This window comes from Vibrio sp. J2-4 (genome assembly GCF_021728155.1).
Taxonomy (GTDB): domain Bacteria; phylum Pseudomonadota; class Gammaproteobacteria; order Enterobacterales; family Vibrionaceae; genus Vibrio; species Vibrio diabolicus.
This window is the reverse complement of the sequence record NZ_JAKKCN010000003.1, coordinates 71,184-83,936: the sequence shown is the minus strand read 5'-3', so window position 1 is coordinate 83,936 and position 12,753 is coordinate 71,184. Positions and strand designations below refer to the sequence as shown.

Annotated in this window: 8 protein-coding genes and 2 tRNA genes; 6 read left to right on the top strand and 4 right to left on the bottom strand. The window is 42.1% G+C overall.

All coding sequences use genetic code 11. The features are described 5' to 3' along the window. Positions 1-239 precede the first annotated feature (239 nt). Positions 240-1,763: an alpha-amylase gene (amyS, locus tag L3V32_RS10610; RefSeq protein ID WP_237284260.1), complete on the top strand. Its 1,524-nt coding sequence runs from the start codon at positions 240-242 to the stop codon at positions 1,761-1,763. Positions 1,764-1,893: 130 nt separating this feature from the next. Then, positions 1,894-2,148: a hypothetical protein gene (locus L3V32_RS10605; RefSeq protein ID WP_012842214.1), complete on the top strand. Its 255-nt coding sequence runs from the start codon at positions 1,894-1,896 to the stop codon at positions 2,146-2,148. Positions 2,149-2,222: 74 nt separating this feature from the next. Here L3V32_RS10605 and L3V32_RS10600 read toward each other — a convergent pair whose 3' ends face one another. Both L3V32_RS10600 and L3V32_RS10595 read right to left on the bottom strand, forming a co-directional pair. Then, positions 2,223-3,011, bottom strand: a complete 789-nt coding sequence (locus L3V32_RS10600) for a lipase (protein ID WP_237284259.1) — start codon at positions 3,009-3,011, stop codon at positions 2,223-2,225. 69 nt (positions 3,012-3,080) lie between these two features. Next, positions 3,081-4,010 carry a CHAD domain-containing protein gene (locus tag L3V32_RS10595; protein ID WP_176319507.1) on the bottom strand — a complete coding sequence of 310 codons (930 nt, stop codon included), beginning with the start codon at positions 4,008-4,010 and terminating at the stop codon, positions 3,081-3,083. 302 nt (positions 4,011-4,312) lie between these two features. Here L3V32_RS10595 and L3V32_RS10590 point away from each other — a divergent pair. From L3V32_RS10590 to L3V32_RS10580, 3 genes are all read left to right on the top strand, one after another. After that, a tRNA-Leu gene (locus L3V32_RS10590) sits at positions 4,313-4,399 on the top strand. 36 nt (positions 4,400-4,435) lie between these two features. Further along, positions 4,436-4,509, top strand: a tRNA-Cys gene (locus tag L3V32_RS10585). Positions 4,510-5,491: 982 nt separating this feature from the next. Further along, complete coding sequence (locus L3V32_RS10580) at positions 5,492-7,174, top strand: Ig-like domain-containing protein (RefSeq protein WP_237284594.1); 1,683 nt, start codon at positions 5,492-5,494, stop codon at positions 7,172-7,174. 72 nt (positions 7,175-7,246) lie between these two features. Here L3V32_RS10580 and L3V32_RS10575 read toward each other — a convergent pair whose 3' ends face one another. Beyond that, positions 7,247-8,533 (bottom strand): hypothetical protein, encoded by a 1,287-nt coding sequence (locus L3V32_RS10575; RefSeq protein ID WP_041853064.1) that lies wholly within the window; start codon positions 8,531-8,533, stop codon positions 7,247-7,249. 680 nt (positions 8,534-9,213) lie between these two features. Here L3V32_RS10575 and L3V32_RS10570 point away from each other — a divergent pair. Then, complete coding sequence (locus L3V32_RS10570) at positions 9,214-10,809, top strand: DUF11 domain-containing protein (protein ID WP_176319506.1); 1,596 nt, start codon at positions 9,214-9,216, stop codon at positions 10,807-10,809. Between the two features lie 63 nt (positions 10,810-10,872). On the opposite strand, the gene L3V32_RS10565 is transcribed toward L3V32_RS10570, so the two are convergent. Further along, positions 10,873-12,657 (bottom strand): Ig-like domain-containing protein, encoded by a 1,785-nt coding sequence (locus tag L3V32_RS10565; protein WP_203342463.1) that lies wholly within the window; start codon positions 12,655-12,657, stop codon positions 10,873-10,875. Between the last annotated feature and the right edge of the window lie 96 nt (positions 12,658-12,753).

Sequence of the window (12,753 nt, the reverse complement as noted above, 5' to 3'; positions counted from 1 at the left end):
GCTTCTCTAAATTCCTCCCATGTTTTGATCACCATTCAATATTTTCAATGCGCTAGTCATTGATTTTATAAATGTTAAATAACTCAATAATTGTATAGGGTGATTGGTGCTAATTTCTCTTCGATTGTAATCCGAACTTTTTGTATCACAGGCAGCAACTTGGCTAGCGTGACCGTTGGCAATGCTTGGTGTGTATGAGCAGAAAGGAGGATTTTAGTCCTTAACGTGAGAGAAAAATAATGAAAACATTTAAATTAAAACGCACTATTTTACCTTTAACCTTGTTGTTAAGTTCATCTGCATTGGCTGCTGAGAATGGCACAATGATGCAGTATTTCCATTGGTATGTGCCTAACGATGGCACACTGTGGACTCAAGTGGAAAATAACGCTCCAACGCTAGCAGAAAACGGATTCACAGCGCTCTGGCTACCACCTGCATACAAAGGAGCGGGTGGCAGTAATGATGTCGGCTACGGCGTTTATGACATGTACGACTTGGGGGAGTTTGATCAAAAAGGATCAGTGCGCACCAAATACGGCACGAAAGATCAGTATCTTAGTGCTATCAATGCCGCTCACAATAACAATATCCAGGTTTATGGTGACGTGGTGTTTAACCACCGTGGTGGTGCAGATGGGAAATCTTGGGTTGATACTAAGCGGGTAGATTGGAACAACCGCAAAATTGAACTTGGTGATAAATGGATTGAAGCGTGGGTGGAGTTTGATTTCCCTGGACGCAACGACAAGTACTCTAACTTCCATTGGACTTGGTACCATTTTGATGGGGTGGACTGGGACGATGCAGGTAAAGAAAAAGCCATTTTTAAATTCAAAGGTGAAGGTAAGGCATGGGATTGGGAAGTCAGTTCTGAAAAGGGGAATTACGACTACCTTATGTATGCTGACTTAGACATGGATCATCCTGAAGTTAAACAAGAACTGAAAGATTGGGGTGAGTGGTACATCAACATGACTGGTGTTGATGGCTTTAGAATGGATGCGGTGAAGCACATCAAATACCAATATCTTAAAGAATGGATTGATCACCTACGTTGGAAAACAGGGAAAGAACTCTTCACGGTCGGAGAGTACTGGAACTACGATGTGAATCAGCTGCATAACTTTATCACCAAAACTTCTGGCAGCATGTCTCTATTCGACGCACCGTTACATATGAACTTCTACAATGCGTCTAAATCGGGTGGTAGCTACGATATGCGTCAAATCATGGATGGTACGCTGATGAAGGACAATCCAGTCAAAGCGGTAACCTTAGTAGAAAACCATGATACTCAACCTTTGCAGGCGTTGGAGTCGACGGTCGATTGGTGGTTTAAGCCGCTCGCTTACGCGTTTATCTTATTGCGTGAAGAAGGTTATCCATCTGTGTTTTATGCAGATTACTACGGCGCGCAGTACAGTGATAAAGGGCATGACATCAATATGGTCAAAGTGCCTTACATCGAAGAGCTCGTAACACTGCGTAAAGACTATGCATATGGCAAACAACATTCTTATCTCGACCATTGGGATGTAATTGGCTGGACTCGCGAGGGCGATGCAGAACATCCACATTCAATGGCAGTGATTATGAGCGATGGACCAGGTGGCTCGAAGTGGATGTATACGGGCAAGCCAAGTACACGCTATGTCGACAAGTTGGGCATCCGAACTGAAGACATTTGGACAGATGCGAACGGGTGGGCTGAATTTCCTGTAAATGGTGGATCTGTCTCGGTTTGGGTTAGCGTTGAGTAAGTCATTCTTGTGATTTTGATACAGAACAGGCAAATTTTGATGAAACTTTGCGGTGAATCAATACGTTATTTGATATTCATATAACAAATGAGTAACTTATATTTGAGCATTATCTAGAGGAAGATGAAGAATGGAATCTATTGCTGATGTATTGGTTGTGGCTATTGTGTTCGGTGCCATATTTGGAGGCGGGATAATTAAGTTAATCTTGAATCATCGTAAAGAAGTAAGAGCCTTGGAGATATCTGAACGTAATACGATGAGCCAAGAAGAACAAGATAACCTTAACAAGCAAATTGGTGACTTGAAGCGACGCGTTGAAGTGTTAGAGCGCATAGTCACAGATAGCAAATATCAACTTGAAAAAGAAATTGCCTCTCTGTAATTCACCACAAAAACGTAAAGCCGGCTGAGTCCGGCTTTTTAGTGCCTGTACATCATAGTTTTAGGGTACTTAGCTCAGCGTTCGTCAAAGAAGTCTTTATCGCGGATGTATTTACTCATAAAGTGATAAGAGAATGGTCGCATCAACCAACTAAATAGAGAACGTCCAAGTCGAATGAACGTTGGCGTATTCTCGTATATTTTCCCGTTATACAACCATAGCATTTTGCCTACATGCCAATAGAGAAAAGGCACTGGCGGCATGAATGTCACGATGTCGATGTCGCAACAAATCCGGTAAGTTTTGTGCCCCAAACGGTAGCGTTTTTTGAAGGTCCAATCTCCAACCGCGGGCTGACCGAAAGTCACGACGCGTTTAATGCTCTTTGGGTATTTTTTCTCAATATAGTCGGCAAAAACACTGCCAATCGCGCCACCTGAAGAGTGACCAGTAATGGTGATTCTTTTTCCCCTAAGAATGAGCGGTACAACGATACCTTCGAGGCGCTCGAGCACGCTCAACCCCAACCGATCTTCATTTCGGCTCGGTAAACTTTCTTGAAACAGAAGATGATAGAAACCCGCGTGAATGCGGTAATTCAGTCCCAACCGTCGACAGCTTCTCGTCCACATCGCGAAGTTTAACAACCAATCACTGATACTGTGTGAGCCTTTAATCACTACGACCACTTCACTCTGTTTTTTACTCCAGAGCACACGAATCATAATCTTACCGTGTTCATTTCTAATGACTCGTTGCCCATTAGGATCGAACCCGTATTGAGTTTGTCTGAAGACGCGAGGGTAGGCGAGATTACAAAGCACCGCATAGCGCTCGTATTGGTATCGTTTTAATGGTTTCACGTTATCTTTCTTAGTGGAGCCTAACGATTGACTGTAATTAATGAATATTAAAAATACGTGAACCTTGATTTAGGGTCGGTAGAGATTCTGTGTATTGGTATCGCGAATGAAAGACTCAAACTGGCTTAAATGCGTCAAGATGGTTTGGCGAGAGAGTTCATGATGTTCGCTAAGCACGTTAATTAGCTTTTTCAAAGCCTTACGATCTTGTTTATTAAGATTTGCTGTCTCTTTGAGCTGTGCGAAAAATTCAATTTGACTTGAAGTGTCGTTAAAGTCACCGAGCTTGTCTTGCAATAGTTTTAATTGTTTCACGTTGTTTTTGTGCTGTGGGGAAGGGTAGAGTGCGGAAAACCCTTCTAACAAATAACGCAGCGCTTTGCACTTTATCCTCATCGAGTGAATCATGTTGTCACAACTTTTGCCCGAGATCTTGCGCCGTGCTTTGTCGACCTTTTTAAATTGTTCGGAGACTTTTTGGCTTGCGAAGAGTAACGCAGGTACGTTGTTATCCGCTCGTTCGTGTTGTGTACTTCGCAGCAGACTATTCCTGACCAAAGTGCAATGCGTTGTGTATTCTTTTGTCGCTAGCCAACGCGCAACTTTTGCCTGTTCGTAAGTACGTTCGGATTCTATAAAGCCAAAAAGCGGCTCAAGAGAGGATTTGTGGTTTGGGAGCATTTCAATGTATTGGCTTTTGTCCAAGATAAATACGTCCAAATCACGCAGCTTATTTGTTTTCTTCATCATTATTTTTAAATGAGGTTTCAAAATACGCAGTTCAAAAGGAGGGAGCAGTTCGTGAAGTAGCAAGCATAGTGAGCGTATGCGCCTCAGTGTGACTCGATATTGGTGTGTATATTCAGGATCCAAGTCTTGGACGATCCTCTGTTCCAGAGAGCGTGCATAATCAAATTCAGTAAGTAAGAAGTGGGGCACTACGAAGTCGAGTTCGGAATCAGTATGTAGCGGTAATTGAAATGATGACTTTCGAAACATGATGAGCGCTTATTTGTCCCCTGCAGTACGAGTTAAGTTTATACCCATACTGCCAATTTGTGCGACTTGTCGATTCCTCGTTGACATGAAGTGATGAAGCAAAGTAAACGAGAGTAAAACACGCTGATGTTCTTGTGAGCAAAATGATCGCCCTTTGTTCGTTTGAGTTGGCTTTTTAACCATTTGAATAAAAAAGACTAATTTTTTTGTTGACCAGATAAATTAATCCGTTAAAGTACGCCTCGTTCTCACCGCAAAGGCCGCTGAGACAGATGGTGTCTAACCCATCGCATGATTGCGTTGCCCTGGTGGTGGAATTGGTAGACACAAGGGATTTAAAATCCCTCGGCGTTCGCGCTGTGCCGGTTCAAGTCCGGCCCGGGGCACCATCAAAATCTTTGGTATCAGAGATACAAAATCAGAAAGGCGCCTTGGCAGAGTGGCTATGCAGCGGATTGCAAATCCGTGGACCTCGGTTCGACTCCGGGAGGCGCCTCCACTATTTCTAAAAACCGGCCTTGTGCCGGTTTTTTACTATCTGGTATTGTCAAACTATTCTAATACACATTTATTATTGAATAATTAATTTTTGTACAAATACCAACCTCAATTATCAGTTAATCACCCTTTAACTGGTTTTCCTGAATTGCTATCTATAGCGTTATATTATCAATGTGATTTTAGTTCAATATTGAAAATAAAGTTGCACATATATCCTGCTTGTTTCTCTATATGTCTCTAGTTGATATTGCACTGTATCGCTCAGTCTGTCTTTTAATCGAGTATAAAACTAGGTGAGCAAAAAACTTTTCACCACTTTAATTTAACGTAAATTTAACAATTAAAGATGGATAATATTACTCAAGAGTTGTTGAGGTATATTATTCGAATGACTCGTTATTAAGTTAATGAATTTAAAGGTTATAATTTCATGCGATGAAATTGAGGTTGTTTTAGTTCAATTTCTACTTGTTTGATTTTTAATGATTTAAATTAGCTGTAGTGCAAGTGATTTATTAAAGTCATTGTTGAATACAAAGGTTGTTCATATAAAACAATCATAAGGTTATTTTAAGTAACTGACAAAAATGGACAAATTTATTATTACACAAACTTAACCTAAATTACTTATCGCTCTGGTTGAATTTTGACCGGTTGCTTTGCTATGATTCCGGCTCTTATATTTTTGGTGGTTATCCTTTTATAACCATGTTGATGTATATAGGAACATATTTGGCTTTATAGGCTAGGGCATTTTATTGCCTAAAATTTATATTATTTTACCCTACCATTTCTGCTTATATTGGCGGGAAGGTGAACTAGTTATTAATTTAAAATTAGGTGAAGCAGTGATAAAAAATATTAAAATAAATAGAACAACCCTAAATAAAGGGTTGTCATTTTTATTAGTAATATTCGCTTGTTTACAGAGCATCCATTACGCCAGTGCAGCAGGAAGTACGACGGGACAGCAAAATACATTGGTTATCCTGCTGAACTTCAAAGAAAACCCAAATGAGCAGCCATTAACTTTATCAGAGGCAAATAATCTAATCTTTGGCACAGTGAATGACTTCTACCGTGAAAGCTCTTTTGATCAAATGTGGCTGTCTGGGAAAGTCGTGGGTTGGTTTAATCTACCGTTGTCTAATCAGGTTTGTGATTTTACCGCTGTTCAAGATGCAGCGGATCAAGAAGCCATCGCTGCGGGAGTGAAGCTTGAAGAGTACGATCGTATTGTTTACTTGATGACAAGAACGGCATGTGGTGTCGCTGGATCGGCAACTATTGATGGCATGCCTTCACGCGCGCACATCAATGGTGATTTTTCTCCGATGAATATCGCTCATGAGCTTGGACATAACTTTGGTTTGCATCACTCTCGTGCTCTTGATTGTGGCGAGCATACGCTTTCAGACAACTGTACGTTGCGTGAATACGGTGATACCTATGATGTAATGGGTGGTCCAGACATCGGCTATTTGAATACTTTCCAGCGCGAGCGACTAGGATGGCTAGAGGGAGAGCACGCCTCAAAGACACTGGAAGTTACTCAAAATGGTACTTACTCCATCGCGAATTACGAGACGACTAGTGAGCAGCCAGTTACGATAAAAGTACCTCGTGGTACTGATCCTTCTACAGGTGCAAAAAAATGGTTTTACATTGAATACCGCCAGTCTATTGGGTTTGATGACTTTTTAGATGCTCGTTCTTACTCGTTCTATCGTGGGGACGTTACGGATGGCATCATCATTCGAAGCGCTGTAGAAGGCGATGGACGCAGCAGTAATCTGCTTCACTTTAAAACTGATTCTGAATATCGTGCGGTTTTTGGCCGAAATGACTGGTTTGACCCATCTATGCCGGTCGGTGGTAGCTATACTGACCCAGACTCAGGTGTAACATTGAGTTTGGTGAGTGCAGCGAACGGCATCGCTGAAGTAAGCGTTGTCTTTGATGGCTCTGACAACGGTAATATCGGGACTTGTACTGTTAATGCTCCATCAGTGACTGCGAAAGCTGCAACAAACAACTCGGTTGCAGCCGGCGATGAGGTTCAATATCAGGTCACTATTACTAACAAAGATAGTGCAGATTGTTCTGCGAGCAGTTTTTCTGTAAACGCGTCAGTGCCAACTGGTTGGAAAGCAAGCAGCAATGCAATCACGCTAGCAGCAGGTGAAACCGGACAAGTAATGATATCAGTCGTATCTTCGGTGGACGCTAGTGATAAAGACTATGCTTTGAATATGATCGTGACGCACGGCGAGGACTCAAGTCTGCAAACCGCAGCATCCGTAAATTACTCTGTAACCACTGAAATCTCGCCATCACCAGAGCTCGTTGCTGTTGATGATCAGGTGACTATGTCTTCGAAACAGTCGGTGATTATCGATGTGATGGCAAACGATGTTGTTGGAGAGCAAAACTCTGCAAGCGTGGTTTCTTTTACTAGACCAAGCAAGGGGCGACTAGAGCTGTTATCAGATGGCACCCTGCGTTACACACCTGAGAAGAAATTCAAAAATAACGACAGCTTTACCTATACCATAGGTGATGGTCAAAGCAGCTCGACCGCTCAGGTCTCAGTGAAGTTAGAGTCTTCATCTGGTGGAGATTCTGGCAACTCTGGTAACAATGGGAAAGGTAAGAATAAATAGAACGATATAGTTCGAAAGAAAACGCCTGACGAGTTAACGTCAGGCGTTGTTTTATTAAGTTGTAAGTAGACCTTATTCAGGGCAGCTAACAGGCTCTGGACAAGTTGGACATAGCGTACATTCTGCAGACGCTGTTATCGCTTCTACGACAACATTACCGAAGATAGTTTCACCACTCGCATCCACAGTATCTGTAAACGCTCTGACTTCTTCACCCGGTAATGGAAGGCCTTCACCATCTCCTGGGATTGGCTCGTAGTTACCAGTAAAGTCGTAACACTCAGCAGGCGCAAGCATACCAACCTGGATTGGATTCGAGTCTTTGTTGTCGATTACGACAATGCCGTCAATGGTGACATTGGAGGTATTACATACACTACCACTGTAATTGACTTGAAGACCGTATTCATTAATACCAGTATCTTCAAATCGATTCACGACGACGACACTACAGTCTTTCTCTAGAGACAATGAACCAGGGATGTTTTGGCTTGGGCATTCCCAATCTGCGTTGTCAGAAACCGCAACACCACCACCAGTTTCAAGTGCTGCGCTTACTTCTGCGTAGTTAGTGATACCGTTTTGGTCAATAATAAACGAACCATTAAACTCTTGCGTTTGTCCGACGGCGAGCATCGCTAAATTGAACACATGGTCACCGGCAGCCATATCGTTGTCAACGGCTGTAGTGTCTGTTGCCACAACATCATACAATGCAAAGTCACCGGTGTTTTCTACAGTGAGTTTATAGTTGTATTTCAAAGTGTTACCATTGACAACATCACCAAATGTACAAGTTTTAGTGATTTTAATGTCTGGTACGCCTGGTGTGTAACAGAATGAAATATGACTTAAGCCATAGTATCTACCATTGTTACCCACAGGTGCATGTAGTAAGGCATCATCTTGATACAATAATCCATCTGTAAAGTAGTTATATAGGTTTCCGTCAGGACCACCTTTTACGAAGATAGCTTGCATAATCACAGGGCTATCACCTTGATCCCAACTGAAGGTTTTTGCCCCAGGTTGTTGATCAATAACCACTTCAAGCATGCCATCACCGAAAGTGCCGTCTGTAACTGGCTCAAGCTTGTATTCTATCAAACCATCGATCCCTGGAAGTAATTGTTGACAGGTGTTATTCCCTTCAACAAATATTGGTTGCACGCCTCGGCTTGAAGGGTCGCCAGCGGATGCGTAAACAATTTGAGAGCTCAGCACTAAGCTAACCGCTATGACCCAAGTAAACAGCTTAAACATGCTACTGATATTGATCGCTGTAAGTATATTCTGGCTACATAAAGTGGAACAACGGTAACTCTTATTGCCCCACCAAGAGTTAAATATGGTTTTCATAAAACCTCCTTGTGTAAGTGGGCTCGCTACGTCCTTGAGCCCACATACGTGATAGTTTTCTCACAGAGTTAAACTGCGCCAGTTGACTAGCATAGAGTGTTCCATGTTTAACCTTTTGTATTTGTTGATTATTTTTTACTTTTGTACATATGGGTGAACAGTTTGTTTATATTTTCATAAATGGTTGAGCTAAAACTTATTCGCTAAACGACTGAATATGTTTTAGTTAAATGAGTATTCAATTAGATGTGTAAAGGATGTAACACTATGCAAACAGGTGTTACACATCACCTTCACATTAGTTGGAGCAAGTGAGTAAGCGTCTATTTCATATTCATAGTGGACAGTTTCAATAGCGTCGTTTTTGTGCATCTGTCACAGGTGTAAACAATAAAGTGTCAATCTGTAACATTATCCTAGAACACGTATATATCTTTGTTATCGTAGGTTTTTTTGTCTCTTTTGTTTTCTTTCTCTTTCTTTAAAATTGAACACTCTGTTCATTCTCTTCGCTGTTGAAAATATTTAGTTTAATAAAATCATAACCTTAAGTAGTGGCATGCTCTATGCGTTATACGAGCTCGAAACGAAAGTTGTATCTCGCTTTCACTCTTTCTTAAAAGGCAATTAATGACATAGGGACCTTCGTCTAGCTTTAGAAGCGTTCTAAGGAGTAGGTTATGAATTCTTGTAAGTCAGGTATCTGGCATACGATGAAGAGCTTTCTTTATGCAATATTTACAAGCTTGCTAATAGGTAGCTCTGCATTTGCAACACCAACAGATGGCGTATTTGAGTTAGAAGCAAATGCTAATGCGATAGATGACTCTGGAGTAGGAGCTCCAGATGACTGGTCAACGCCGCCAAACAGTGGTGGAGCATTAGTATTTAGCTTTGAGAATGACACGGCAACACCGGATACAATATTTACTGGTGGTAATAAAGACATCAAAGACATACCGGAACTTGGTTGGAAGACTGGTACGGTACTTGATAAAGGGGACATTCTTCATGCGTATGCAGCGGCATACAACATTAATAATGACCTTGTACTCACCTTTGGTGCAGACCGTTTTGGTAACAGCGGTGATGCCTTCTTAGGTTTTTGGTTTTATCAAGACTCAGTCAGTACAAACCCAGACGGTACATTCACTGGTCAACATATTGCTGGCGACCTTTTGATTCAGGTGAATTATTTGCAAGGGGCAAATGAGGGGCCAGAAATTTTGGTTCTTGAATGGGACACAACTTGTGCGAAAGCTGATAACAATAATCCACAAGATGGTCAGTGTGCTGCGACAAACTTACGTTTGAAAGTTAAGACAAATGCACTGTGTTCACCAGGCGCGCAAGATGTGTGTGCTTCAACCAATACAACTGACTCACCTGCACCATGGGCGTATACGCCAAAAAGTGGTGTCGAAAATGTCTTCCCTCCAGAAACCTTCTTTGAAGGTGGTGTAAACCTTACTGAACTTCTACAAACAGACACCTGTTTTAGCTCATTTGCAGCCGAAACAAGAGCATCAAGCAGTATTACCGCTCAGTTGAAAGACTTCGTGGTTGGTGACTTTGAGTTGTGTAGTGTTGATATCACCAAAACATGTAATCAAGCGGTCGTGAATGATACAGAAGATGGTTACGTTTACTCATACAGCGGCGACGTGATTAATGATGGTGTTGGTACGCTATACGATGTTGTTGTAGAGGATTTAGAAGCAGGTACTACACATAGCTTAGGTGCCATTGCTTCAGGTGATAGTGCTTCATACAGCGGCAGTTTTGAAAGTACAAGCAATGGTCTAACTAATACGGTGAAAGTCACAGCAGCTGCGACTCCGGGTGGCCAAGCGACCATTACTGATACCGCAAGTGATCCATGTGAGTCATTGAGCTTGTCTCCAATGATTAGTGTAACGAAGTCATGTGAAAGCGGCTTCAAGCTTACTGAAAATGGTATCATTGCTGAAGTGAGCTTCTCGGGAATGGTATGTAACACAACGCCTGGACTTACTTTAGTGAATGTTTCTGTTGTGGATGATTCAGGTACGCCTGAGGATGCTTCTGATGACGTGACAGTAGTGAATAATATCGAACTCGCTTCGGATCAATGTCAGTCTTATACTGGTAGTTATATCCCAACGGCATTTAGCAATGCAGAAACACAATCTTTCCGTGATACTGTGACGGCGGTTGGTTTCTTGAAAATCGATAATACTCAAGCGACGAATACAGCTTCTGCAGACTGTGATATTTGTCCTGCACCAAGTAACTAATTGACGTCTTTTGAATAAAAAGCCTGGAGTATTCTCCAGGCTTTTTTGTATGAATTGCGTGATTTAGTTCGGTTTCCCTTTACCGTTTCCACCACCATTCCCACCAGAAGTCGATTGTAAGGTGATGCTAATCGTCGCGGTTGAAGAAGATTGACCGTCACTGATCGTATAAGTAAATGAATCATTATTCTTAAACTTCTTCGAAGGTGTGTATTCAATGGAGCCATCGCTCAGTACACGGGCGCTGCCTTTGTTTGGCTTAGCGACCGTAATTGCAAGAGAGGTCGATTGTTCAAACGAGTCATTATTTAACTGCTCGATGCGAACGACGGATTTATCACTGATCGTTACGCTATCATTCACCGCCTCAAGTGGTGACGTCGACTCAGACAACACTGTGTAAGATAGCTCGGTTTTGGCTGATTGTTCATTTTCAGCATCTATAACGTCAACGGTTATGCTGTAAGAGTTCGGCTGAGCATCGCTGTTTGACGTAACCATGACCGTCGTTTCTGCACTCATGCCGGAAGGAACCGTCAACGCGCTTGCGTCATAATTCCATCCGTCAGGAACGCTTAAAGCCGTTGTATAAGTCGCGTCTGCACATTCTGTATTGTTCTGGTTCGTCACTTTAAGATTATACGCTAACGTTTCTCCAGCATTTGCATCAGAACCTGATAGTGGGGTTAGAGAGAGTAGAGGCGATGTCGCAACGCATTGCCCGGATTCACCACCAAATATGACACTGACCTGTGCGTTTTGACCATTAGCACTTTCCAAAGTAATCGACACGCCTGTTTTTGGATCGGTGAATGTTCCACCAATTGGAAGAGCAGGGTCTTCCCAGTCATTACTCCCAAATAATTGTTTGAAAGTGGAGTCAGGCTTCATGTGTAGCAAGCGGCTACTTTTAAGATCACCGTCTGTCGCTAGGCGCACAACCACACCTTCTGTCACATCTTGGCGGTATACGATGTACGAACGGTCACGTAAAAAGCTGTCGTAGCCAAGAGCTTGTCGATATTCAACGTAAAACCATTGGCGCTGACCTGTAATTGGATCGGTACCTCTTGGGATTTTTAAAACTTTTGATGAAGTACTTTCAAAGTCTTCATAGGCATCAATAGAGTAAACACCATCACTAGAAATGATTTGAGCAGGGGAGGTCTGCCACCCTAAGTTTTCCAATTGGAAGGCGCTAAAGTAACCCATATCGTAGTTACCCATTGTATCGTAGCTATCACCGTACTCTATGACACGGCAATCACCAGCTAACGTACCGTCTTTACAGTCGAGTGCGGAAGCGTGATGCAATCCAAAATTATGTCCTAATTCATGGGCGATAACTCGAGGCTCGAAAACCGCATTTATTGACGCTCTAGAGGGAGTTACTCCTTGACTACCAGAGCCTTCTGATGCACATCCAGTTTTGGTTGTTAAGTAGATAAAACGGTCATAGTTTGATAGTTGATATCCCGCAGTTTCAGCCATTTTGTTGGCTTCCGCTGCTACAGCATCATCATCGCAAATTTGGTTTGATATCGGTAAGGTGAATGTTCCAGCAACATCACCAGATAGCCAAAGTTGCCCCTGGGACATTTGCGAATAGAAGTCGCTAACGGTATTAAAAACAACATGATGGGCGTCTTCTTTAGAGATCGGGATCTCTTGAGGGTTTTCTTGGAAATTGACGAGTACAACTAATGTTTTTTGTTCACCACTAGCCACTTGCTCAGCATAAACCTCTGATGAAAAAGAATATGCTGACACGAGGGTTACAAAGCCAAGAGCTAGCAAGCGTAAATTTGACGCAACAAAGCCCAATTGAGGGAGGATGACCTTCTTCAATTTATATACCTACTTAATATTTTGATATTAAATGAAATTACAAATTCATAATGTTTTAAATAAAATAAATACCGAGCTCTATCCAAATAGAACCAG